This is a genomic window from Alistipes sp. CHKCI003 (genome assembly GCF_900021155.1).
Lineage (GTDB): Bacteria > Bacteroidota > Bacteroidia > Bacteroidales > Rikenellaceae > Alistipes > Alistipes excrementavium.
In genome coordinates this window covers 44099-69665 of record NZ_FCNT01000006.1, presented here as the reverse complement: position 1 = coordinate 69665, position 25567 = coordinate 44099, and the positions used below count along the sequence as shown (strand labels likewise).

The 25567-nt window shown below is 57.0% G+C and carries 20 protein-coding genes and 1 tRNA gene; 14 read left to right on the top strand and 7 right to left on the bottom strand.

The features are described from left to right. Nucleotides 1-117: 117 nt before the first annotated feature. On the top strand, nt 118-1254 hold the full coding sequence (locus tag BN3659_RS00700) for a sigma-54-dependent transcriptional regulator (protein WP_091533760.1): 1137 nt from the start codon (nt 118-120) through the stop codon (nt 1252-1254). Here BN3659_RS00700 and BN3659_RS00695 read toward each other — a convergent pair. Continuing rightward, nucleotides 1245-1898 carry an HAD family hydrolase gene (locus BN3659_RS00695; protein WP_091533758.1) on the bottom strand — a complete coding sequence of 218 codons (654 nt, stop codon included), beginning with the start codon at nt 1896-1898 and terminating at the stop codon, nt 1245-1247. The two genes, BN3659_RS00700 and BN3659_RS00695, sit on opposite strands and share 10 nt — an antisense overlap. A gap of 343 nt (nt 1899-2241) precedes the next feature. Between BN3659_RS00695 and BN3659_RS00690 the strand changes: the two genes are divergently transcribed. The 3 genes from BN3659_RS00690 to cydB are packed head-to-tail and all read left to right on the top strand — an operon-like array spanning nt 2242 to nt 5178. After that, entirely contained in the window at nt 2242-2466 is a 225-nt protein-coding gene (locus BN3659_RS00690; RefSeq protein WP_091533757.1) for a DUF4492 domain-containing protein, read from the top strand. Next, nucleotides 2463-4025, top strand: coding sequence for a cytochrome ubiquinol oxidase subunit I (locus tag BN3659_RS00685; RefSeq protein ID WP_091533755.1), 1563 nt, complete (start codon nt 2463-2465; stop codon nt 4023-4025). The genes BN3659_RS00690 and BN3659_RS00685 overlap by 4 nt, the downstream gene beginning before the upstream one ends. Before the next feature lie 7 nt (nt 4026-4032). Next, a complete protein-coding gene (gene cydB, locus BN3659_RS00680; protein WP_091533754.1) occupies nt 4033-5178 on the top strand; it encodes a cytochrome d ubiquinol oxidase subunit II in 1146 nt (381 codons plus the stop codon). A 296-nt stretch (nt 5179-5474) separates the two neighbouring features. Here cydB and BN3659_RS00675 read toward each other — a convergent pair whose 3' ends face one another. After that, nucleotides 5475-6344, bottom strand: a complete 870-nt coding sequence (locus BN3659_RS00675) for an enoyl-ACP reductase FabI (protein ID WP_091533752.1) — start codon at nt 6342-6344, stop codon at nt 5475-5477. Between the two features lie 225 nt (nt 6345-6569). On the opposite strand from BN3659_RS00675, the gene BN3659_RS00670 reads away from it, so the two are divergent. From BN3659_RS00670 to BN3659_RS00655, 4 genes are all read left to right on the top strand, one after another. After that, on the top strand, nt 6570-8024 hold the full coding sequence (locus BN3659_RS00670) for a hypothetical protein (protein ID WP_091533750.1): 1455 nt from the start codon (nt 6570-6572) through the stop codon (nt 8022-8024). Between the two features lie 419 nt (nt 8025-8443). Then, nucleotides 8444-10327, top strand: coding sequence for a DEAD/DEAH box helicase (locus BN3659_RS00665; RefSeq protein WP_091533749.1), 1884 nt, complete (start codon nt 8444-8446; stop codon nt 10325-10327). Nucleotides 10328-10540: 213 nt separating this feature from the next. Continuing rightward, nucleotides 10541-10876, top strand: coding sequence for a hypothetical protein (locus BN3659_RS00660; RefSeq protein ID WP_171847664.1), 336 nt, complete (start codon nt 10541-10543; stop codon nt 10874-10876). Next, nucleotides 10873-11127 carry a hypothetical protein gene (locus BN3659_RS00655; RefSeq protein ID WP_091533746.1) on the top strand — a complete coding sequence of 85 codons (255 nt, stop codon included), beginning with the start codon at nt 10873-10875 and terminating at the stop codon, nt 11125-11127. Before BN3659_RS00660 ends, BN3659_RS00655 begins: the two co-directional genes overlap by 4 nt. Here BN3659_RS00655 and BN3659_RS00650 read toward each other — a convergent pair. Beyond that, nucleotides 11124-12035, bottom strand: coding sequence for a helix-turn-helix domain-containing protein (locus BN3659_RS00650; RefSeq protein WP_091533744.1), 912 nt, complete (start codon nt 12033-12035; stop codon nt 11124-11126). The two genes, BN3659_RS00655 and BN3659_RS00650, sit on opposite strands and share 4 nt — an antisense overlap. A gap of 161 nt (nt 12036-12196) precedes the next feature. Here BN3659_RS00650 and BN3659_RS00645 point away from each other — a divergent pair, with 161 nt between their 5' ends. From BN3659_RS00645 to BN3659_RS00625, 5 genes are all read left to right on the top strand, one after another. After that, entirely contained in the window at nt 12197-13225 is a 1029-nt protein-coding gene (locus BN3659_RS00645; RefSeq protein WP_224757889.1) for an efflux RND transporter periplasmic adaptor subunit, read from the top strand. Further along, nucleotides 13222-16308 carry an efflux RND transporter permease subunit gene (locus BN3659_RS00640; protein WP_091533742.1) on the top strand — a complete coding sequence of 1029 codons (3087 nt, stop codon included), beginning with the start codon at nt 13222-13224 and terminating at the stop codon, nt 16306-16308. Before BN3659_RS00645 ends, BN3659_RS00640 begins: the two co-directional genes overlap by 4 nt. Next, complete coding sequence (locus BN3659_RS00635) at nt 16295-17605, top strand: TolC family protein (protein WP_091533740.1); 1311 nt, start codon at nt 16295-16297, stop codon at nt 17603-17605. Before BN3659_RS00640 ends, BN3659_RS00635 begins: the two co-directional genes overlap by 14 nt. A gap of 358 nt (nt 17606-17963) precedes the next feature. After that, nucleotides 17964-18054, top strand: a tRNA-Ser gene (locus BN3659_RS00630). A gap of 306 nt (nt 18055-18360) precedes the next feature. Next, nucleotides 18361-19686, top strand: coding sequence for a site-specific integrase (locus BN3659_RS00625; RefSeq protein ID WP_091533738.1), 1326 nt, complete (start codon nt 18361-18363; stop codon nt 19684-19686). A gap of 60 nt (nt 19687-19746) precedes the next feature. Here the strand turns inward: BN3659_RS00625 and BN3659_RS00620 are convergent, their stop codons facing one another. The 3 genes from BN3659_RS00620 to BN3659_RS00610 are packed head-to-tail and all read right to left on the bottom strand — an operon-like array spanning nt 19747 to nt 22785. Further along, nucleotides 19747-20445 (bottom strand): BspA family leucine-rich repeat surface protein, encoded by a 699-nt coding sequence (locus BN3659_RS00620; RefSeq protein ID WP_091533736.1) that lies wholly within the window; start codon nt 20443-20445, stop codon nt 19747-19749. Between the two features lie 3 nt (nt 20446-20448). Continuing rightward, a complete protein-coding gene (locus BN3659_RS00615; protein ID WP_091533735.1) occupies nt 20449-20640 on the bottom strand; it encodes a hypothetical protein in 192 nt (63 codons plus the stop codon). A gap of 9 nt (nt 20641-20649) precedes the next feature. Next, nucleotides 20650-22785: a hypothetical protein gene (locus BN3659_RS00610; protein WP_191442116.1), complete on the bottom strand. Its 2136-nt coding sequence runs from the start codon at nt 22783-22785 to the stop codon at nt 20650-20652. Between the two features lie 61 nt (nt 22786-22846). Between BN3659_RS00610 and BN3659_RS00605 the strand changes: the two genes are divergently transcribed. Then, complete coding sequence (locus tag BN3659_RS00605) at nt 22847-23266, top strand: hypothetical protein (RefSeq protein WP_141682438.1); 420 nt, start codon at nt 22847-22849, stop codon at nt 23264-23266. A gap of 7 nt (nt 23267-23273) precedes the next feature. Here the strand turns inward: BN3659_RS00605 and BN3659_RS00600 are convergent, their stop codons facing one another. Further along, nucleotides 23274-25565 carry a hypothetical protein gene (locus BN3659_RS00600; RefSeq protein ID WP_091533731.1) on the bottom strand — a complete coding sequence of 764 codons (2292 nt, stop codon included), beginning with the start codon at nt 25563-25565 and terminating at the stop codon, nt 23274-23276. Nucleotides 25566-25567 lie beyond the last annotated feature (2 nt).

Sequence of the window (25567 nt, the reverse complement as noted above, 5' to 3'; positions counted from 1 at the left end):
AAGAGCTTTTTTCAATCGTTTTCCGTCTCGGGACGCAACCTGTGCAGATTAGGTTTTCAACGGAGAAAGTCGTTAACTTTGGTACAAAAGTAGGCAAAAATTCGTAGAAAACAAGCCATGGCAAAAGTTTTAATTCTCGACCATTCAAAAAGTATGCGAAACAACCTGCGCGAACGGCTCGAATTCGAAGGCTTCTCGACCGAAGCCGTCGAAGACGAGACCGCCGCAGCCGATCTGTGCGAAAAAATACCCTTCGATCTGATCCTCTCCGACGACGGCTGCAAGGTGCCGCAAGTCGACATACCGTTCATCGTCCTGTCGTCCGAAGGCTCCATCGACTCGGCGGTCGAGGCGCTCCGCAACGGTGCGCAGGACTATCTGACCAAGCCGCTCAACATGAACCGGCTGATGCAGTCCATCCGCCGGACCATCGAAGAGGGCGACGCCGAGGACGGCCCGGGAGCGGCGAAGACACCGCTGCGCACGCGCCGTGCCAAACCCGCGCACACGGAGCACATCATCGGTCGCTCGCCCCAGATCGAACGGGTCCGCCAGCTCATCGAAAAAGTCGCTCCGTCGGATGCCCGCGTGCTCATCACGGGCGAAAACGGCACCGGCAAGGAGCTCGTCGCCCGGTGGCTGCACGCCAAGAGCCAGCGGGCGGCAGCTCCATTCGTCGAGGTGAATTGCGCGGCGATCCCCTCCGAGCTGATCGAGAGCGAACTCTTCGGCCACGAGCGCGGCGCCTTCACTTCGGCCATCAAGCAGCGGCGCGGCAAATTCGAACAGGCCAACGGAGGCACGCTCTTCATGGACGAGATCGGCGACATGTCCCTCTCGGCGCAGGCCAAGGTGCTGCGGGCATTGCAGGAGAGCAAGATCAGCCGCGTGGGCAGCGACAAGGACGTCGAGGTCGACGTGCGCGTGATCGCCGCCACGAACAAGAATCTGCGCGAGGAGATCGCCAAAGGCAATTTCCGCGAAGACCTCTATCACCGCATCGGAGTCATCATCGTCAAGGTGCCCGCCCTGAGGGACCACACGGAGGACATTCCGCTGCTGGTCGAATATTTCATCCGGAAAATCTGCGGCGAATACCGCATGTCCGCAAAGGAGATCGCTCCGGAGGCCGTCGAAGCCTTGCAGGCGATGCCGTGGACGGGCAACATCCGCGAACTGCGCAACGTAGTCGAACGGCTCATCATCCTCAGCGGCGACCGCATCACGGCCGAGGACGTGAAGTTCTACTGCTGAATCAGCCCCGCTATCCCGGCGGGAGCCTCCACGATGCGCCACGCCCCGGCCTCGTCGAGTTCCGCACGTGCGCGGAACCCCCATGCGACGCCCGCGGAACGGATGCCGGCCGCGGCGGCCGTCTGCATGTCCACGCCCGAATCGCCGACGAACAACGCCTTCGCGCGCGCGACGCCCGTCGTCCGAAGAATCTCTTCGACCACCGCGGGATCCGGCTTCAGCGGCACCCCTTCGCGCTGTCCGAGCACGGCCGCGAACGGCACGTCCGCAAAAAACCGCCGGACCAGCTTCTCCGTACCGGCCTGAAATTTATTCGAGGCCACGGCCAGCTTCACGCCCCGTGCCGCGAGTTCGCCGAGCAATTCGGGGATTCCCGCATAAGGCCGGGTATGGATGTCGATGTGCTCCGTATAATAGCGCACGAAGTCGCGCCGCACGTCGGCCACCGTCTGCGGCGTCCGCAACGGTTCGGGCAGTGCCCGCTCCACGAGCCGCATGATGCCGTTGCCGACGAAACCGCAGTAATCCTCGTAGGTGTGCTGCGGCAGATTTCTCGCCGCGAGCACGGCATTGCAGCTGACGGCCAGATCGCCGATCGTATCGAGCAGCGTGCCGTCGAGATCGAATATCACGAGTTCAGTCATTTTCCTTATCGTTCGTTATCGCTCTGAAAGGTCCGTCCCGCGTCCGGGACCGTACGCGGCAAAAATAGTGAAAAATCGGCGAAAAAGCCATCGCACCTCAGGCGTGCCGCCGAATCCGCGCCACCTCCGTTTCGCTGCGCGGCGTTGGGGCCTTCCGGCTGCGGCGGGACGCTCTGCGCACCAACCGCCGGACGCACGCGCCCTCGGAACGTGAAATCGCACGGCCGCACGCCGCTCGGTAAACGATCCGGTTCGGAAGATGACGCTTGCGGCCTGTTTTTTCGGACCGTCGTTCTTTTTCCGACGATTATTGCTTATATTTGACAGGCAAACAGAGAAGAATATGGCAGCGACACTGCGCAGAATCGTGCGTTTCTACCTCGAAGGCTTCCGCGAAATGACCGTGGGGCGCACGCTGTGGTGCATCATTCTCATCAAACTCTTCATCATGTTCGCCGTCCTGAAACTCTTCTTTTTCCGCGATCCGCTGGCCGGATGCACCGATGCCGAGCGCCGCGACTGCCTCATGGAACGATTAACCGATACGCATAAACCCGGAACACAATGACGACAGACATCCTGCAAACCGTAGACTGGTCGCGGGCGCAATTCGCCATGACGGCCATCTACCACTGGCTCTTCGTCCCCCTGACGCTGGGCCTGAGTTTCCTCATCGCCATCATGGAGACCGTCTGGTACCGCACGGGCGACGAATTCTGGCGCCGGACCACCAAGTTCTGGATGCGCCTGTTCGGCATCAACTTCGCCATCGGAGTAGCCACGGGCCTCATCCTCGAATTCGAGTTCGGCACAAACTGGTCCAACTACTCCCACTTCGTGGGCGACATCTTCGGGGCCCCGCTGGCCATCGAGGGCATCATGGCCTTCTTCCTCGAAAGCACCTTCATCGCCGTGATGTTCTTCGGCTGGAACAAGGTCAGCCGCGGCTTCCACCTCACGGCCACATGGCTCACGGCCGTCGGCGCCAACCTCTCGGCCCTGTGGATTCTGGTGGCGAACGCATGGATGCAGGATCCCGTAGGTTGCACCTTCAACCTTCAGACCGTGCGCAACGAAATGACTTCGTTCTGGGACGTGCTCCTCTCCCCCACGGCGATCAACAAATTCTTCCACACCGTAACTTCGTCGTTCGTGCTGGCGGCGCTCTTCGTAGTCGGCGTGAGCGCATGGTATCTGTTGCGGGACCGCGAACGCCGCATGGCCTCCAAGAGCATCGCCATCGCCTCGGTCTTCGGGTTCGTCTTCGCCGTCGTCGCCGCATTGACGGGCGACAAGTCGGGTGCGGTCATCGCCCGCGTGCAGCCGATGAAGCTGGCTGCGATGGAGGCGCTCTACGACGGCGCGGAAGGCGCCCCGCTCACCGTCGTCGGCATACTGCGCCCCGAATCGCAGCGCGCGGAGGGCAAAGACCCCTTCTATTTCAAAATAGACATTCCGAAACTGCTCTCGATCATGAGCTATCGCGACGCCGAAGCCTACGTGGCGGGCATCAACGACCTCATCGACGGCAACCCCGAGCGAGGCATCCTCTCGACACAGGAGAAGATCGAACGGGGCCGCGCGGCCATCGCACAACTCGAACGCTACCGCGAAGCCGTTAAGAACGACGACCGCGCGACGACGGAGGAGATCGAAGGTCTGTTCGATCCCGCGACGCCCGAAGGCAAAGCCTTCCTCGCCGACCGGTTCGCCTACCTCGGCTACGGCTACCTCTCCTCGCCCGAGCAGGCCGTACCCAACGTGCCGCTGGTCTTCTATGCGTTCCGCGTGATGGTCGGCGCCGGTGTGTTCTTCATCCTGCTGTTGGCCGTCGTCTGGTGGCTCAACCGCCGCGACCGTCTGGCCGACAAGCGCTGGCTGCTGCGACTCGCAATCGCCTGCATCCCGCTCGCCTACCTTTCGTCGCAGGCCGGCTGGATCGTCGCGGAGGTCGGACGCCAGCCGTGGGCGATTCAAAACCTCATGCCGGTGAACATCGCCGCATCGGACGTGCCGAGCGGCGCCGTCTCCACGACCTTCTTTCTCTTCCTCGCGCTCTTCACGGCCCTCCTCGCCGCCGAGCTGAGCATCATGTTCCGCCAAATCAAAATAGGCCCTAAAGAGTAACCCGGATATGGAAACAATGACCTTTCTGCAGCATTACTGGTGGCTCGTGATCTCCCTGCTGGGAGCCTTGCTGGTCTTCCTGCTCTTCGTACAGGGCGGGCAGTCGCTGATCTACGGCATCGGCAAAACGGACGAAGAACGGACGATGCTCGTCAACGCCCTCGGCCGCAAATGGGAGACGACCTTCACCACGCTCGTTACCTTCGGCGGAGCGTTCTTCGCTTCGTTCCCGCTCTTCTATTCGACGAGTTTCGGCGGAGCGTTCTACGTCTGGATGCTGATCCTCTTCGTCTTCGTGATTCAGGCCGTGGCTTACGAGTTCCGCAGCAAGCCGCACAACGTGTTCGGCCGCAAGACTTACGACCTCTTCCTGATGCTCAACGGCATCGCCGGTCCTCTGCTCTTGGGCGTCGCGGTGGCGACCCTTTTCACGGGCGCCCACTTCACCGTCGACCGCCTCAACATCGCCGATCTGGGCGGCAACACCTCCATTTCGCAGTGGACTACGCCGTGGCACGGGCTGGAAGCCGTCGCCGATCCGCGCAACCTCGCACTGGGTCTCGCCGTGGTCTTCCTTTCGGGAACGCTCGGCTGCCAGTACTTCCTGAATGCCGTCGAAGACGCAACTCTCGCCCTGCGAGCCCGCAGAACGATGCGCACTTACGCCGTGCTCTTCCTCGTCTTCTTCCTCGCCTTTTTCGTATCGCTGCTCTTCGCCGACGGATACGCGGCCGACCCCGCGACGGGAACGATCTCCGTCGAACCCCGCAAATACCTGCACAATCTGCTCGAAATGCCCTACGTAACGGCCGTGCTCCTCGCTGGAGTGCTGTCGGTGCTGTGGAGCATCGTCGAGGGTTGGCGCGGCAACCGCAAGGCGATCTGGTTCGGCGGTTTCGGCACGGTGCTGGCCGTACTCGGCCTGCTGCTCTGCGCAGGCTGGAACCGCACGGCCTACTATCCGTCGCTGGCGGACATGCAGTCGTCGCTGACGATCGCCAACTCCTCGTCGAGCGAGTTCACGCTCAAGGTGATGAGTTTCGTTTCGCTGGCAATCCCCGTCGTACTGGCCTATATCTGGTATGCGTGGCGCTCGCTGAGCCGCCCGCCCATCACGCGCGAAGAGATGCAGGGCGACGACCACAAATATTGATTCGTCCCGAACGGAACCCGTAGAGCCGTCCATCCGAGCGTCCGACACGATCGCCGACACCGGCCCTCACGATTCCGCAATGAAAACGGGGGAAGTATCGCACGATTCGATACTTCCCCCGTCGCGGTCCGACGGAACGGACAGATTCGGGGCGGACAGTTCCGAGTCCGAGTCCGGGCTCCATGGCAAAGAAGATGCGTATCGGAACATACGCTCCGCCCGCGGCACCGATCCGGATGCGGCAGTCTGCCCCCGGAACCCGCGGTCTTCGCCCGCATTAGGCCGAGGGCGCCCCGCTATTCCCCGCCCTTTCCGAACGGATATTGATTCTGATGCACGTCCTCGAAACGCAGCCCTTTCTCGTAGGTGTGCATCGCACGACGGCTCATGCCCATCGACGAGAAGCCGCCGTCGTGGTAGAGATTCTGCATCGTAACCTTGCGCGTAAAATCCGAAAAGAGCGTCAGCACGTAGTTCGCGCAATCTTCGGCCGAAGCGTTGCCCAGCGGCGACATGTTCTCGGCGAACTCCATCAGGTCGCCCATGCCCAGCACGCCCTTGCCGGCTGTGGTCGGCGTCGGCGATTGCGACACGGTGTTGATGCGCACGTGTTTCTCGCGTCCGTAGATGTAGCCGAAGCTGCGGGCGATGGATTCGAGCAGCGCCTTGGCATCGGCCATGTCGTTGTAACCGTAGAGCGTACGCTGCGCGGCGATGTAGGAGAGGGCCACGATCGACCCCCAATCGTTGAGCGCGTCCTTCTTGCGTACGACCTGAATCGCCTTGTGGAACGAGATGGCCGAAATGTCGAGCGTCTTGGCCAGATAGTCGTAGTCCAGATCGTCGTACGTGCGCCCTTTGCGGACGTTGGGCGACATGCCGATCGAATGGAGCATGAAATCGAACCTGCCGCCGAAGTGCTCCATCGTGCGGTCCACGAGGTTCTCGAGATCCGCCACGCTGGTCGCGTCGGCCGGAACCACGATCGTGTCGCATTTTTCGGCCAGTTCGCCGATCGTACCCATGCGGATCGACACGGCGGTATTGGTAAGCACGATCCGGGCGCCCTCTTCGACGGCGCGCTCCGCCACTTTCCATGCGATCGACTGCTCGTTCAGAGCGCCGAAGATAAGACCCTTCTTACCTTTGAGAAGATTGGATGCCATGATTGTTCTCGGTTAAAAATTCCATAATAAATGCGAGGCGTTCGGGATAAAAATTCGGACAAAAGTAACAAAAATTTTCATCCCGCATACCATCGCTTCGCTCCGACCGTTGTAAATATGCCGAAATAACGTAAAAAATACGCTTCGGAGTTGCAAATTCGAATTTTAGTCCTTACATTTATCGTTCGAAATAGCTATTAATAACTTTTGTTAAACTTTAGATTCATGATTCTGAAACACTTTCTGAAATTCACGGCAGTCGCGGCTGCCCTCTTCAGCATGGGATTCGCAGCGTCCTGCTCGGACGACGATCCCGTCAAGGAGCCCTCTGGCGATTGGGACAAAGAGGTAAAGGCCAAAAAAGGCGTTTATACCTATGACGGAACGACGGACGACGGACTGGGAAATTTCATTTTCTGCTTCACCACGGCCAATGTTACGGACAACGCCCTGAGCGGCCCGGGCGACGTATACTTCTTCGACCTCTATTCGGGGGCATCCGACGCCGCAACTCCGCTGCCCAAGGCAGGAACATACACGTTCGACGCCACCAACTCCTATAAAGAGTGGACCTTCGCTCAGGACGACAGCTACTTCGGCACGGTGGCCTCCGGCTCGGACGAAGTCAGCGGCGAAACCAAATTCACGGACGGTACGCTCACCATCACCGTTTCCGGTTCGCAGGTAATCGCCGAAGCGCTCGTAACGCTCAACGGAGAGAAGATCAAGCTGTCGCTGACCTCGTTCTCCTACATAGCCGAGCAGGTGGAAGCCGTAGACCTCGAAAGAGATTTGAACCTCACCTGCGTGCGGACTGCGGGCGGCATATTAGGTGAAAACGGCGACATCTATCAGAACAACACGACTGCTTTCGTTCTGTTCAGCTATGCCGACAAAACGAACACAGACCTTCTGTGCCTCACTCTGATCGGCCCGGCGACTCCGGCCGGCACTGCATCGGTTCTGCCGGCAGGCACCTACACGATCGGAACGGAACCCAACGAACTCACCTGCATCGCCGGCGATGCCGATAATATTTACAGTACTCATTATGAAAATCCGAAAACAGGCGAATACGGCTGGCTGACCAGCGGCACGGTGAAAGTCTCCGTCGCCGACGGCATGGTTTACACCATCGAAGTCGATGCCAAGACCGACCTCGGATATAGCGTAAAATCCACCTACGTAGGCGGATTCGAATTCAACGGAGGCGCCGCCCCCACTACGACTCTTACGGAGGATCACAACATCGACTTTTCGAGTGTAACCAGCGGAAATCTGATTTTCTACGGCAACTGGGAAAACTGCGGCATGAATTTGATCGTCATCGACCTCGATCCCGCAAAGGCTAAGAAAGACGGATTGGTCATGTATCTTTTCCAGTCCAGCCTGAACAATCAGCTCGAAGAGCATACCTACGTGGCTTCCAACAATTTCGCGACCACGCCCTACTGTTTCATCCCCGGCTCCTTGAACGATGATAATACATTCAATCCGACGACCTTCTATATTTACGATGCACAGGGCCGAGGTACGGATGTACAGGCGCCGATCCACGCCGGCACGATCGAAATCACGCAGGACGGTGCCAACTGGAACTTCGAAATCGACGTTTACGACGATGCGAACAACCACATCACCGGAAGTTGGACGGGTCCGCTGAAGGTTCAGCAAAACTGATCTGGGGAAACGACCTCCAGTCGCAACTGCAAATAGAAAAGAGGCTGTCTAAAATCAATTAGACAGCCTCTTTTCTATTGGTACCGCTATCCGAGGCTTTTTTCCGAAGAGGCAATTCCCCATGGAGAGGGGAGGGAGCTTTTCGGACAGCCATCGGGTTCATCCCGAATCCCGGAAAAACGATAAGGGAATAAAAAGGATGAAAAACAAACGCACGATTGGCAACCGGCCCGTCTTACGCGCCTGCATCGCCGAGGAACATGCCCCTCACCGCGGCATCGGCTGCCGTTCCGGAACCGGCCGTCGCCGACGCGCTCAGCAGCATACGAAACACCGCATCCTCCAACTTACGATAAATTCCGCGCTCCGGCCCGATATTCGGTTTATTTATCGTACCTTTGGTCCGTAAACATACTCTTATGACCGAAACACAAGATTTCGGCGCGTTGGGTCTTTCGGACGAAATGCTCGAAGCCGTACGTGCCAAAGGGTTCGAAACCCCTACCGCCATTCAGACACTCACCATTCCCAGACTTCTCGGACAAAGCAACGATATCATCGCCCAGTCGCAGACCGGAACCGGAAAAACCGCCGCCTACGGGCTCCCGATCCTCCAGACGCTCAGCCCCTCGAAGGAGGGCGTGCAAGCCATCGTCCTCGTGCCTACGCGCGAATTGGCCTTGCAGGCGGCCGAGGAGCTCCTCTCCTACAACCGCGAACGCCGTCTCTCGATCACGGCCATCTACGGCGGGGCCGCCATGGGCGAGCAGCTCCGCCGCCTGTCGCGCGGCGCGGACATCGTCGTCGGCACCCCGGGCCGTGTGCTCGACCACATCCGGCGCGGTACGCTCCGACTGGATCGGGTGCGCTACCTCGTACTGGACGAGGCCGACGAGATGCTCAACATGGGTTTCGTCGAGGACGTCGAGGAGATCATGAGCCACACGGCCCGCGAGCGGCGCGTGCTGCTCTTCTCGGCCACGATGCCCGAGCGGATCGTGCAGTTGTCGAAAAGCTACATGCACGACACGGAGATCGTGCGCGTCGAGCACAAGCAGCTCACGGCCGACCTCACCGACCAGATCTGTTTCGAAGTACGCGAGACCGACAAATTCGACGCCCTCACGCGCATCATCGACATCGAACCGGAGTTCTACGGCATCGTATTCATGCGCACGAAGGTAGCCGCAGACGAGATCGTGCAGAAGCTCACCGAACGAGGCTATGCGGCCGAAGCGCTTCACGGCGACGTGTCGCAGGCCCAGCGCGAAAAGATCCTCCGCAAATTCAAATCCAAGGCAGCCAACATTCTCGTGGCCACCGACGTAGCCGCCCGCGGCATCGACATCGGCAACCTCACCCACGTAATCAACTACTCGCTGCCGCAGGATTCGGAGAGTTACGTGCACCGCATCGGACGCACGGGCCGCGCCGGCAATCAGGGGACGGCCATCACCTTCATCTCGCCGTCGGAATTCCGGAGATTCGGACACATGGTGCACGACATCAAGGCCGACGTGCGCAAGGAGACCCTTCCCACGGGGCAGGACATCGTGGCGATGAAGCGTGCACGCATCTGCGACGAACTGCGCCAGATCGTCGAAAACGGGACCTATGCCGACTACACCGACATGGCCCGCGAACTGTTGGCCGGCTACGAACCCGACGTAGCGCTCGGCGCCCTGCTGCGTCTGGCGTTCCGCAGCGAACTGGATCAGAGCAGCTATCCCGAAATCCGCTCTTTCTCGGTCGACCGCAAGGGTACGGCGCGCCTCCTGCTCGGGTTGGGACGGCGCAACGGCTACACGGCCCGTAAGATCGTCGACATGCTCAAATTCAGATGCGGACTGCGCGACAAACACATCGACGACGTGAAACTCTTCGACGATTATTCGCTCGTTACCGTGCCCTTCTGCGAAGCCGAGAAGGTCGTCCGCAGCCTCAATGCGCGGGGCAAACGCCCCATCGCCGAGATTGCCGAAACCGAAACGGCCGGGACGACGGCGCCTGCGGTGCGGCCGTCGCGGAAAACGCGCGGTCGGTCCCTTCCGACGAACGGAACGGCCCGCCCCGAACGGAAGGCGGAACCCGTCTTCCGAGCCGCCGCACCGGATTCGCCGGCAGCCCCGACGGCACCGGCGGACAGCAACGCAGGATTCGACTGGTCGGCCTTCATGCGATTCGACGACGGCTCGAAATGGGATCGCAGCGAAAAGGGTTCCAAAACCCTCAGCGTCCGCAAAACCCCGAAAAAGTCCGTTTCGGCTGCCGAACGCATCGCCTCCAAAAGAAAGAAACGTTAAGAACCGCAACAGGATCGAAAGGGAGGTATTTATTTCTTCCCTTTCGCACATTGGCTCCATGATAGCACATTCAGATTATTATTACATAATATTAGGTCATATAAATATTCTATATGGATTTATATAGTTAGTTATTCACCATATTCTTTTATTCTTACGGGGTTAGGTGTAAATTCAAAGCGTAAAAACCCGTAAAGTATAAAGTTTACAGATATGATGAACGAGACTAACAGACTACGCCGTCGTGAATTTATCTGTGACATTACCCGCCTCTTATTCGATCCGGGGTGCCACAGCAGAAGCAAAATGTGGATTTGGGAAAATTTCATCCGTCCCGCACTCGGCATCGGTTATCAGACCTATCTCAGAGAGTCCAAAATGGAGGTCTCTTTCGACACCGACCGGATCGTACGGCTCGTTGCCAAACTGGACATCCTCGCCGAGCGGGGACGTCTCATGCTGGAACGCCACAACTGTCTTCAAAAACTGCCCGAAACATCGCAGATCGACGAAACGCTGCGCCGCCTTAAAGAAGAGACCGGAGCATGACCGCGCTGGATCGCTGCACGTTGGAGATCGGCGATCTCTACGTGTTCACCGACGAGACGAATGCTCGCCGCGTGTGGGGTATTTTCGAAGGTCTGGACGAGGCAGGCCGCATTCTTCTGGGTTCCGAAACCGAAGATTTCAGCAACTATCGGCTGCACACCACGCTGCCCGAAGAGTTCTCGCATGCCGAGAGCGCAACGCGGAGCGATCTGCTGGACTACGCCTACAATCTGGGCTTCAACCGCCTTTAACGGGTCTTGTACTCGGTGGGCGACATCCCCGTCTGATGCTTGAAGTACTTGCCGAAGAATGACTGCGTCGAGAAGTTGAGCCGGTAGGCGATCTCCTGTATGCTCAGATCGGAGTATTTGAGCAGCGTCTTGGCTTCGAGTACCACGAAATCGTCGACCCACTCGGCCGCCGACCGGCCGCTGACCTCCTTGATGACCGCCGACAGATACTTGGGCGTGATGTAGAGCTTGTCCGCATAGAATTTCAGCGACCTTTCGGAGCAGTGGTACTGGTCGAGCAGCGCCATGAACTGCTCGAAAAACATTTTCCGGCGGCTTTTGACCGGTCTGTGAACGGCCGAAGGTACGGCCGCATTCGTCGAGAGCACGTCGCAGAACGTATGGATCATGGCTGCAATCAATCCGTTGGTGATTTCGGCCGTATGCGGGCTGTGCCGGCTCACCGTATCGCGCAACAGGGCGTAGTATCGTTCCAGCAGCACGATATCTTCCTCCCGCATCCGGATGCACGACTCGTTCTGAATCTGCATGTAGAGCGGCACGACGTTCCTCATGTCCACATGGAGGTTTTTCAGAAAACGGGTCGAAAGAATAAACCCGCACGACGTGAAATCCGTCCGGCAACGGTCTTCCGCTCCATACTCGACCTGCACGATGTTCATCGGCATGCTCACGACCACCATCCCCTCCGTTATCTCATACTCCTTGAGATTGATCCGGCAGCGGATGCGTCCGCCCTTGCAGAGGATCGCCGCCAACGCATCGACCCGGCACGGATTTTCGAACAGTTTCACGTCCCGGATCTCGTCGAACATCATGAAATCGTCGCCGATGCAGTGCCCGGCGTCGATTTCCGCCATCTCGCGTAATTGTCCTATCGAGAAGCTGGGCAGCACTTCATTCTCCATATAAGTCGAATTTTTCGACAAATATAAATCATAGAACAGTAATATTTAGTACGTTTTCACCTATTTTCAACTTTTAGAACAACAGCCGCGACGTCGGGGACTTTAATGCCCCGCCGCTTTACCGGACCTTTGTATCGAGTAAAACAAGTAAAATCCGAACCATGAAGAATCACTGGATGAAAACGGCGCTCCTCGCAGCGCTCACGGCCGCGGCGGCCGGATGCGGCGGCCGCACGCAGGCTCCACGGGAACGGACGGTCCGCGTTCGAACCGTCGCGGCTGCCGCCGACTCGCTGGCGCAGTCGCGCGAATACATCGGCGTCATCGAAGAGGAGACGGCCTCGGTGCTGAGTTTTTCCGTTCCGGGAACCGTGAAGCACATATCGGTGCGCGAGGGGATGCGCGTCCGCTGCGGCGAACTGCTCGCCGAATTGGAAACGGCCAATCTGCAAAGCGCCCACGAGGCGGCACAGGCCACGCTGCATCAGGCCGAGGATGCCATGCGACGTTTGCAGCAGCTCTATGACAAGGGCAGTCTGGCCGAAATCCAGTATGTCGAAGCGCAGACCAAACTGGCACAGGCCCGCTCGGTCGCCGAGATAGCAGCCGAGAATCTTGCCGACAGTCGTCTCACGGCCCCGTTCGACGGCGTGATCGGCCGCCGCAGCGCGGATGCGGGCGAAAACGTCATGGCCGGACAGCCCGTCCTGACGCTCTTCGACACGCATACCGTCCATGCGAAGATCGCGGTTCCGGAAAGCGAGATCGCCTCGCTCCGCACGGGCGACCGCGCCGTCGTCCGCGTGGCGGCGCTCGGCGACCGCACGTTCGAAGGCACGATAACCGAACGGGGCGTCGCCGGCAATGCGCTGTCGCACACCTATGAAGCGAGAATCCGGCTCCGGAACGGCAACGGAGCTCTCCTGCCGGGCATGGTATGCAGCGCCGCCACGCTGGACGCGGATGCCGCGCCCGCCATCGTGCTGCCTGTGCGGGCCGTGCAGGTCGCGCACACGGGCAGCCGTTATGTCTGGACCGTGCGCGACGGCCGTGCCGTCCGCACCGAAGTGGTCGCAGGAGCGCTCACCGCACGGGGTGCGGTCATCCTCGCAGGTCTTCGCAGCGGCGACCGCGTCATCACGGAGGGAGCCCACAAAGTCGGCGAAGGCACTAAAGTGGAGGAGCTATGAGACGTGCGGGATTCATCGAAGGGGCGATGCGCTACCACCGCATCGTCTGCCTCATCGCCCTGCTGCTCGTCGCACTGGGCATCTATGCCCTCTCGACGATGCCCAAACAGGAGTTTCCGCCCTTCACCATCCGGCAGGGCGTAGTCGTGGGCGTCTACCCGGGCGCCACGTCGAACGAAGTGGAGGAGCAGCTCGCCAAGCCGCTCGAACGCTTCCTGTTCACCTACGGCGAGATCAAGAAGGCCAAGACTTACTCCATGTCGCAGGACGGCGTCTGCTACATCATGGTGGAACTCGACGACGACATCCACGACAAAGACCGCGTCTGGTCGAAGATCAAGCACGGCATCGCGGGCTTCAAGTCCCAACTGCCCGCCGGAGTGCTGGCACTCGTGGTGAACGACGACTTCGGCGACACCTCGGCGCTGCTCATCTCGCTCGAATCGGAGGAGAAGAGCTACCGCGAGCTGGAGAGCTACCTCGACGATCTGGAAGGGCGTCTGCGGCGGATCGAGTCGGTCTCGAACCTGCGCCGTTACGGTTTGCAGCAGGAGCAGATCGGCGTCTACATCGACCGCGACCGCCTCGCGGCCTACGGCATCGACAACAAAGCGCTCATGGCCCACCTCTTCGCACAAGGTTTCACCACCGCGGGCGGGTCGGTCGAAAGCGGCGGATCGGAACTGCCGATCCATTTCGCCGCGAGCTACGATTCGGAATACGAAGTCGCGCAGCAGATCGTCTGGAGCGACCCGGCAGGCAATGTCATCCGGCTCAAGGACGTCGCGCGCATCGTGCGCGAGTACGACGATCCGGACAGCTACATCACCAACAACGGCCGCAAATGCCTGATCCTCTCGATCGAAATGCGCGAAGGCCACAACATCGTCGCCTACGGCGAGGAGGTGGACGAAGTGCTGTCCGAGTTCCGTGCCTCGCTGCCTGCAGGGGTTGCGATCGACCGCATCGCCGACCAGCCCAAAGTGGTGGGCGATTCGGTTCGCTCGTTCGTGCGCGACCTCTTCGTCTCGATCGCCGTAGTAATCCTCGTCATGCTGGTGCTCTTTCCGTTCCGCTCGGCGATCGTCGCTGCGGTCTCGATCCCCGTGAGCGTCTTCATCTCGCTGGCGGTGATGTACGTCGCGGGCATCCCGCTGAACACCGTTACCCTCGCGGCGCTGATCGTCGTGCTGGGCATGATCGTCGACAATTCGATCATCGTGGTGGATGCCTATCTGGCCAACCTCGACGCCGGCATGTCGCGCTGGTATGCCGCCGTGCGCAGCGCCAAAGATTATTTCGGGTCGATCCTGCTGGCCACGTGCTGCATCTGCATCATCTTCTACCCGCTGCTCGTAACCATGACCGGACAGTATCTCGACTTCCTCAAAGACTTTCCGTGGACGCTGACCATCTCACTCATGATGTCGCTCGTGCTGGCCATGCTCTTCATCCCCTATCTCGAATACCTGCTCATCCGCAAGGGCCTCGCCGCCGACCGGAGCAAAGCCCCCAAGAAGTTCGACATGCTGGGCGCCGTGCAGCGCTGGTACGGCCGTGCCCTCGACTGGACCTTCCGCTGGCCCCGGCTCACCATGCTCGCCGCCGCCGGATCGGTCATCGCGGCCGTCGCGCTGCTCATGGGACTCGACGTGCGGATGATGCCGCGTGCCGACCGCGACCAGTTCGCCGTGGAGATCTACCTGCCGCAGGGTACGGCGCTCGGCCGCACGGCCGAAACGGCCGACAGTCTGCGCCGCATCCTCGCAGCGGACGGACGCGTGAAATCCGTAACGTCGTTCATCGGCACCTCGTCGCCCCGGTTCCACATGTCCTATGCGCCGAACATGCCGTCGAAACACTATGCGCAATTCATCGTCAACACCGTATCGGTCGAAGCCACGCGGCAGTTGCTCGACGAGTACACCGACCGCTATGCCGACTACTTTCCCGGTGCCTACGTGAAATTCAAGCACCTCGACTACCAGACCGTCGCCAACCCCATCGAAGTCCGTTTCCGCGGAGAAGACATCGCGGCGCTGAAAGAGGTCGCCGACTCGTTGATGCACCGCATGCGCTCCATCGACGAACTGGTGTGGATCCACACCAACTTCGAGGAGCCGTTGGCGGGCGTCGAGGTCCGGCTCAAACCCGTCGAAGCGGCGCGGCTGGGCATAACGAGAGCCTCGGCCGAGCTGGAGACCGCGACCGCATGGTCCGGTTTCGCCGCCGGCACGGTCTGGGAGGGCGACTATGCGCTTCCGATCGTCCTGAAGGACGACGGCGCCGGCGACACGCCCGACCGGATCGGCGACCGCTATGTGGCCACGGGTATCCCGGGCGTCTCGGTCCCGCTGCGTCAGGTGGCCGACATCGTACCCGACTGGCACGAGGGGCAAATCGTCCGCCGCAACGGCGTGCGCACGCTGAGCGTCATGGCCGACGTGAAACGCCACGCCAACGAATCGGCCGCCTTCGGCAAGGTCGCCGAAATTCTCGACCGCGAAATCACGCTGCCCGAAGGAGTTTCGGCCGAACTCGGCGGCATCGTCGAAAGCGACCGCGAAATCGTCGAACCGATCGTGGAGACCATCGTCGCCGGCCTGTTCATCATCTTCCTCTTCCTGCTGCTGAACTACAAGAAAGTCTCGCTTTCGGTCGTGTCGCTCGTCTCGATCACGCTCTGCCTGTTCGGCGCCGCGTTCGGACTGTGGATCACCGGCACCGCCTTCGGACTGACCTGCGTACTGGGCATCGTGAGCCTGATGGGCATCGTCGTGCGCAACGTAATCATCATGTTCCAGCACGCGGAGGAGCTCCGCCGCAACCGGCACGTTCCGGCCCGCGACGCGGCCTACGACGCGGGCAAACGACGCATGCTCCCCATCTTCCTCACCTCGGCCACGACGGCCGTGGGCGTCGTGCCGATGATCGTCAGCAACAGTTCGCTCTGGACCCCGATGGGCATCGTCATCTGCTTCGGCACGGTAGCCGCCATGATTCTCGTGGTAACGGTGCTGCCCGTAACCTACTGGCAGCTTTTCGGCAACGCTAAAACGAATTCGGACTATGATACGAAATAAAATCCTGCTGCTCCCGGTCCTGCTGTGCACCGCATCGGTCTGCGCGCAGACGACCTACACCCTCGACCAATGCCGCACGATGGCGCTGGAGCACAACGTGAAAATCCGCAACGGAGCGCTCGACACCCGCATCGCGGATCAAAGCGCCAAAGAGGCCTTCACCCGCTACTTTCCCCAGATCGCGGCCGCGGGAACGATCTTCCGGTCGAGCGATCCGATGCTGCGGGCCGACATCGCGCTGCCGGATATTCCGGCACTCGCGGCGCTCGGATTCCCCGCGTCGATGCCCTTCGAACTGATGGACCGTGGCAAGGCCGCGGGCATCACGGCGATGCTTCCGCTTTTCGCAGGCGGGCAGATCGTCAACGGCAACAAACTGGCGCGCGCGGGCCGCGAGGCCAGCGCATGTCGGCAGACGCTCACCGAGAACGAAGTCGCAGCAACCACCGAACGTTATTTCTGGCAGATCGTGGCCCTCAACGAGAAACTCCGCACGATCGAAGCCGCCGAAGCCCAGCTCGCGGAGGTATACAAAAACGTCTCGACCGCCGTGGAAGCGGGCATTTCGACCCGCAACGACCTGCTGCGCGTAGAGCTCCAGCAACAACGCACGGCCAGCGACCGCCTCCGCGTCGAGAACGGACTGAAGGCCGCGAAGCTCCTGCTCCGCCACCAAACGGGAATCGAGACGCGCGACTTCGAGGTCGCATTCGACGGATTTCCCGCCGTGGAGCCGCCCGACCGCTACTACCTCTCGCCCGAGGAGGGGGCGGACCGGCGCGCCGAAATGCGCCTGCTGGAAGCTCAGGTCGAAGCGGCCCGCTACCGCAAACGGATGGCGCTCGGAAAAAACCTCCCGACGGTGGGTATCGGCGCAGGCTACGTCTATCACGATTTCACGGACAAAGACACCGATTTCGGGATGGTCTTCGCCAGCGTCTCGCTGCCGATCTCGGCATGGTGGGGCGGCTCGCACGCCCTCAAGCGCGAGCGGCTCAAGCAGCAGCAGGCCGAGAACGACCGCGAAGATGCCCGCGGCATGATGCTCGTCGAGATCGAATCGAAGTGGAACGATCTGCAAGAGGCCTACAGCCAGATTCTCCTTTCGGAACGCTCGATCGCCTCGGCCACGGAAAACCTGCGCCTCAACAACGACTATTTCCGCGCCGGCACGGTCCCGCTCACCGACCTGCTCGACGCGCAGACCCTCCTGCAACAGAGCCGCGATCTGCGCACCGACGCCTGCACGGCCTACTACGAAAAACTCACGGCCTATCTTCAGGCCACGGGTCGTTGACCCCGAGAAGCACCTCGGGAAAGGAGAGCCGCAAGCAGGGTAGAACGGTCGCTGCAGCAGATGCGGACGCCCCGATCGGGAAAGCGGACTAAGCCGCGGCACCGGTCCGCCCGATGCCGCAGCCGCAACGGGCTGCCGCTTCGGAAAGCAGCGGCAGGGACGGCGGTTCGCCCCCACGAGCTCCCGCGGCTCCGGTCGGTCAGGTCGGTCAGGTCGGTCAGGTCGGTCGGGTCGGTCCCCGGCCGCGGAAATTCCGACGGGACCGGCTCGTGCGGACCGGTATAGCGGCGCACAGGCAAAAATCTTCGTTGCTTTGCGCGGAAATCAGAAAATAAATGCTACCTTTGCACCGCTCTCAGGAGAGATGCTCGAGTGGTTGAAGAGGCGCGCCTGGAAAGCTCGTATACGTCTCAAGCGTATCAGGGGTTCGAATCCCCTTCTCTCCGCCAGAGGATGAGGATGTTACGACAAGTAACATCCTCATTTTGTTTTAGTTGCGCATCTAACTGTTTGATTGTTTGTCCGTTCAGCGTCCCTTTTTTGCTGAATATGACTACTTCAGGACGGCAAACAACTGATTATCAACAGGCAAATATCCACCTAATAGACATCTTGCGGTAACCTGTTCGTAACCGCAATAGACATTGCGCGTAACCCGACTACAAACGTCTGAAATACGACTACTTCTGACTATACTGCTTTGGCTTTCAGTAAATTATTGATATTTAACTTTGTATCACCAAATAACAGAGAGTATGAAAGCAGACAAAAAAGCAAGCAAGAACACCTTCAGCGTGATTTTCGTCATTCAGAAGGGCAAATGTCGTCCTGATGGCAAAGCACCCATCGTAGCACGCATTACCGTCAACGGGGAGATGGTACACTTTTCGACCAAGATGTACATAGAACCCGAACGATGGCTTCCCCTGGAGTACAAGACTAAGGGACAAATTCATGAGGAACAGGTGATCAACAGCACCCTGTTCGATTTTCACGCCACGATCAAACGCAAGTACAATGATATGATTTATCGCGGCGAGGTAATAACGGCAAGTAAGATCAAGAGTTCCATACTCTGCCAGGACGAGCGCAGTATGACACTCATTGCGTTGTGCAATAAATACATTGAGGACTACGAGAAACTTGTACTGACACAGGACTACGGCCAGGAGTCCTTCTTCCGATATAAGGTTTGCCGCAATCGCCTGCAGGAGTTTCTCCGGGATGAGTTCAAGGTAAGTGACCTTCCCTTGCAGGATATCAACAAGCGTTTTCTGGACAAACTATACCTTTGGCTACGCTCGGCACATCGGCTCAACAATAATACTGCAGTAAAGTTTATCCACCGCTTTGCCTCCATATACAAGATGGCAAAAGACAACGGATGGGTTGCAGCAGACCCTTTCAAGCAACAAAAACTACACCTTGACAAGGTGGACCGGGGTTATCTTACGATCGAAGAGGTTTCCCGTTTGTACAATAAGGAATTTGAAAGCCTGCGGCTGGAGCAGGTCAGAGACATATTTATATTCAGCTGCTATACAGGATTGGCGTACATTGATGTTTACAACCTCACGGAAGACCAGCTGAATGTATGGGCTGATGGCAATACCTGGATCAGTTTTCATCGACAGAAGACCAAAGTCCCGTTCAACGTGCGACTGCTGGATGTGCCGCTCCAGATTATTGAGAAATACAAACACTTCCGTAAAGGCAAACGTCTGCTCCCCGTACCGTCAAACCAGAAGTGCAACGAGTATCTGAAAGAGATTGCCGAAGTCTGCGGGATCAACAAGAACATAACTTTTCACGTTGCCCGTCACACTTTTGCCACAACCATTACCTTGGGAAATGGCGTGCCAATCGAAACCGTCTCAAAGATGCTTGGGCATACGAATGTGCGCACGACACAAATCTACGCCCGTATCACCGACCAGAAAATCAACGTAGATATGGAGAGTCTCGCCGCGAAGCTCAACGGAATCTTCACTGCTCCCCTGACTCCATCCAAGGAGTCTGTCCGTCGAGAGCAACATCAGCGTGAGGTACAGAAGTTCGCAGTAGCGGCCGGCCTGGCATAAAACCACTCCTCCATAGAGCCGACAACGGCAACCAGGCACCGACATAAGGTGCCTGGTTTTTCATTGCAATGTCCATCCCTTGCTTGTGGCGATTGCTTTTTGTGTTTCGGAGAGCTTGGCAAGATTCTTTGCTCCCAGCGTGCAGGTCTTATCCGTCACGCCATCGGCTAAAGCATTAAGCAGGGAGAGAAGACTCTCAAGCGTAAGTTTTGGGCAACCGTTAGCCCAAATATCTACCGAGATCGTACCGGTAAAAGATACACTCTCCAGGTTTCTGCAGGCGGTGAATGTAGTATCAATCTGCGATTTCACATTACTGAAGTCGAGAGGCTGGACAATTGTCACCAACGAAGAGCAACCGTGAAACAACTCCGATGCGGAGGTTATGGCCGAAGTATCCAATCCTTCAATACGGGTCAGAGTCTCGCAACCATAGAATGCCCACATCATATTGGTGACATTGGCCGTTTCAAGGACTCCGACCTGCGTGAGAGCCGTACATCCGTAACACATCTGATACATAGATGTCAACTGTCGGAAATCCAAGTATGCAGGCAATTTGCTCAATGACGTATTACCCTTAAAAAGTTGGTATCCCGATCGGACGTACTGTATACCACTCGGAATTTGCTTTACCTTGTACGCAAGTTCGTACAAAGTGTCCGTTAAGGTTGCAGAAGCCCCTTGGGCAGCGATATGAAGGGCAAAGAGCGAACGTACTTGTGAAAGGCGTGATATGAGAGGTGTAAAATCAGCCATAAGTTATCCGATGATTTGTGCGAGTGAAGCGGCAAGTTCCGCTATTCCGAGCGAATCCTCCAACTGAACGATCAATGATTCATAAGTTATTGCGTATGCCTGCCCTCCGCGCTCTATTTCCAACAGGTCGGTAGGCGACATTGTGCTGGTTTGCGTAAGATCTCCGATGGTTACGCCGTTTGCTGTTTCTGCCATACAATATATTTATTCAGTGTATTCTTCAAAGCAACACATTTGCAGGTAAGTTACCAACCACCAGCACTTGCCCGCATATATCCCGGGTACGGCAACAAGTTGCAGGATTCCCGCATAACACTTCACTCGTTGCATCCTGTCAAATCCGAAATCATTCTGCTTGATCGATGAGAGTATGCCCGACTCGGCATCGTCTACGGCAAGGATGATATCTGGAGAGGAGCGTGTTCTCACAGGTGTGTCATACAATGTCAGCACATTGCCGATATACTCGTTTGAGGTCGGAAGATTGATCCATATTTTATAGTCCTGATATTGCTCGCCAATTGTTTGCAGATTCATATTCCTGTCCACGGTGTACTTCCGTGTAGCGGTGTTATAGCGGGTGCCTTCTTCTCGCAATGTTTTGAATGGAATGCGTATATGCCCCGAGAATACACCCGTAGCCATTTCTATATGTCCATCTTCGTAGATTCGGGTCTTAGCCGTACCTGCATTCTGTATACCATCTGCTCCGGCAAAGAGCATCAGTTTACCGTGCTTCTCATCGACCGTTCCCGAAATGGCACTGCCGGCCATACCGGCCACAACCCGGGCATTATTCTCATCCTTTACCCCGACAAACCCTGACAATACCACACCGCTTTGACCATCTATTTCAGTCGTTACATCGCGGAAATTATCGCGCAGATATTCCAGGTCACTCTGTTGTCCTTGCTCTTCGGATGCGGCACGTATCGTTTTGACGATTATAGCGCGAGCCTCATAGTAAGCTGCAATATCCTGGAAATCGGGTTCGATGGTAATATACTCGGGAGTTGACCGGGTATATTTCTCGATAGCCGTTACCGCCAAAATATAGGCATTGACATAGTCATCCCACGCGGCATCCTTTTTACGGATGATGCGCAGCTGCGAATTTGCAATGCGGCCGGCTGTGGCGGTTACGCGTCTGTACTCTCTGACAAGATAAGTGTCGGCATCGAGAAGCAACTGCTCATACTCGGAACGTATGTCCTGCAAACGCTCTTTTAGAAAGGACTTCTCGACGGGGGACACCACTTCATCGGAGTTTATCTTTGCCAACGTATCACAAGCAGAATCGAGTTCTGCCTGAAGCGCATCAAGGTCTGTACCCTCCTCCGGGCGCAGGGGATCAATGCGTCCGAAACGTAATACTCCCCCCTTGAATGAGATTCCGCAACCACTTGTGCGGTTATATAGTTGCACGTCACCCGTTCGTGAGTCGAACCAGTTATCTCCCAATACGTCGCTTATGTATCCCTGGAGGTAGACGTTCTTCAGATAGGCAGAATAACCGCGCATATCAAGCCCGTGTGCTGCAAGATTCGCCAAATCTCCGAACTGTGCCGCGATGTTCTCCACTCCGATCGTCCAGGTATTCATTCCCACCAGATAGCGGTCATAGGTTCGCGTTGTATAGTGCGAAGCCTGGCGTGAGGTATCGGTAGTATTGCCTATTGCCACGATGTTCATCATCTCTATCGGATGATACGCAAAACCCTCGCGCAGTTCATATCTCCACTCTCCGAAAGTCTGCTCATCGAGACACTCAACCAGCCGGAAATAGCAGGTTGTAAATCCGGCAAAGGTCCGTATGCCTTTTGAGTCATCGCTGTCCTCCGTAGGCTCCGTGAAGTTCCCCACCGTTGAACTTTTGAAGATGCCCATACAAAGATCATCCCTACGCAACGATGCAACCTCGCCAGGTTCAAGTTTAAGGCTCAAGCGGCAATGGTCCTTGTCTACGGCCAACACGACACCGGCTCCCGGAGCACTCCATTTATCACCCACCGTGGTCTCGACACGGTTATAACGGAATTCAGGCACGTCCAGAAACTCCTCAAGGCGCAAATTGCGCATATAGGCATTGCCTTCGACCGAGAAGTTTCCTTGAATAGATCCTCCCGAACGGTTCAGTTTCTCATCAAGAGCCGACTGTAATCCTTGCACCTGGGCTATGGGATGCGTGTGTGCCTTGGGCGCTACCCGTTCCTGCAACTCCTTACCACGGATTTTCATCGAGGCCTCCGCCTGCGGAACATCAACAATGAACTCAAACTCATCGAAATGCTCCATCTGCCCTGCGGCCGAAGCCAACTCCTGTATGCGGATCTCGTTCATAAAATTTTATTTGTTTTTATTCACGCAATTAACTATCTTTGAAAAACTAACCACTACAACTATGAACAAGTTCTGGACTTTTATTGCAGGAGCCTTTTCAGGTATCCTTCTGACGATCGTTGTTCTGTTGATCATTGGTTCTGCCAAAGGCGAATCCTCCATCCCCGGCCTTACCACATTTGAAGAAAGAGGACAGATGATGGAAGCAGAACAATACAGCATCATACAGACATTAAGTGACTCATACGCTTTAGCCATGGAGATCAGCCTTGACAGGTTTAACGACCTTGATATATCCTCCTTGCCTTCCATGCTGACTCCCGTTTTACTTATTGGTGACGAAACCACGCATTTTTATGATGGTCTTGAAGTTAAAGTCACGAACAACAAGCGTTTCTATCAAGTGGGAACTTATAAATACGAAACCAAATCGGAGGATTGGAAAACTGTCCCGGCTGTTATGTTGCTTGAGCAGAAGTAACTGCGACCTATCCTCCTAAAATCGAGGTTTTGAAGTTCTCCTTGCCGAGGACATAGACCAAATCCCGACCCTTGGCAGTCAATTGACCGCCAAGGGTTATTTGTATCTTCTGCGATGCTCCGGAAGCCGGGAGCATAGCCTGCAGTTTCGACAAGGGCGCAATCACTTCAGGGTCTGCCACTGCATTGGGATTATCTCCGACCAGAGCGAGAGTCTTGCCATATGCCAGGCCTCCCGTTGCAAGAGCCGGGACACTATCCTTTGCATTCTTGTTGATGAGAGCCGTCATAATGGCAGCCGCAGCAACCATCGCTGCGCCTACGGCAATCGCGGCCCATGGATTCGCAAGCACAGATTTTAGAGCCGTTTTGAACGCAATAATCATCACTCCGAACTCGATAAGCTGCGCACCGATATTACGCAGAAACGAGGCAAACTGCGTAAGTATGGCTTTGAGCAGACCTCCGAATCCGAGATCTCCGGCAATGATTTGCCCCAATGCCTCGGCTGCAGCCACAATGCTGTCTGCAAGAAATGCGGATACCTGCTCATCGAAGCGTTGCATTGTTGTCGCCACGGTCTGTGAAACGTGTTCCAGAGCAACGGAAAAAGCCACTCCTTTGTTTGTCAGCGTCTGTGTATAGTTCCCCACCATCGCCACCGTGTCGGCAACATTCTTCTGCAGTAGCGTGCTGTTATCCGAGGCCCACCCATAGATGCCTTCACGCACCGAAGCCCATATCGCCCTCATCCGACGTGAGTATTCCGATGCAGCTATCTTTATATCATCGATCTTCAACTTCGGTCGGGGAAACGAAATCTCCATCTGCGGAGTTACAACAGCAGTATTCTTCCCGATCGGGGCAAGATCCGCCGGTGTTATATTTTGTAGCTGTTGCAACTCCTTGCGCAAGCGCTCAATCTCCACATTGCAGGCGGCAATATCCTCAATGGAACTCTCCGGCAACAACTTTTTCTTTTCGAGTTCTTCGATCTGCTTTTGCAGATGTCCGATCAACCCCAAAGAGGTTTCACCATGCCCGGCAGCCTGTTGCATCTTCTCCATCAGAGTTTCACTCTGTTGCTCGGCTACGGCCATCATGCGATTCATCTCCTCCTGTTGCTTCTGCTCCTGAGCCTGCATCTCTTTTTTGCGTTCTATGGCCTTTGTAAGCAGTTCATACTCCTTACGAAGTGGAGCCATCTGTTCAGGATCTGCAATCTTCTGAATGGTAAAACCCGCAATGATGCCATTGGGAACAATCCGGTTTTTTGTCGTAGCAGCCGCAATCTCTTTTTGCTTTTTCAGGTTCTCCTGCAATTTCCGCTCAAGGGTGGCCAAATCATCAGCATTGGCCAACTCATCGACCATTTTTTGCTTCTGTACCTTGGCATAGGCAAAGGCGGCCCCGAGAGCCAGCAGTGCTGAAACAATCAGACCTACAGGAGAGAGCAATGCCGTAAATCCGGCCGCCAGCATAGGGATGATCTTGATAACGCCTCCAATGCCAAGCGTAAGCGGTCCAATGGCTGCCACGACACCGGCAATCGCAACAACGACTCTCTTTATTTCCGGAGAAAGCGTCTGAAGCCAGGATACGATACCAGAGAGTGCCTTCGTGACCTTTGTGGCCAAAGGCATCATTGCAAAGCCGATCTGCTCAAGAAAATCGCCCCATGCATTCTGGAGTTGGCGCATGACACCTAACCCAACCGAAGCCGCGCCCTCGGCAAAACCTTTATAGTTCTTCAGAATAAAATCTACGGCTTCTCCATTTTTAAGTTGCTCTGTCGTCAGCTCCTTGAGTTTGGGAATGCTTTCGCCCAACTCACCCGTGAGCCCTCCGTAGGTCTTGGCAAGATTCTTTACAGCTGAGTCAAGCGTCATTCCGGTTGCGGCTGACAATTGCGCTGAAGCTTCGATGACTCGGCCAATCTGCTCCTCGGTCATACCCAGCGATGCAAGATAAGCCTGCTGACCGATGATAACCTCATCACCCAGCACTGAGCGTGATTGCAGTTCTCCGGCTTGAGCAATAAGCCTTTGTTGTACATCACTGCGGCCGCGCAAAGCTGTCAACAACCGTTTCTCGGCCTGTTGTTGGGTGTCGGCATTCTTCAACGCCACAACCCCCAGGGCTGTCAACGGAGCGGTGAGTGCAACCGAAAGCGTCTTGCCTACCGAGGAGAGTTTCTTCTGAAGAGACTCCATACTACGCTCCACCTGCCGGGCTTTCTGTTGAAACTCATAGGAATCCGCTCCAATCTTTATCAGAAGGTCGGCAATACGTCGGCTCATAT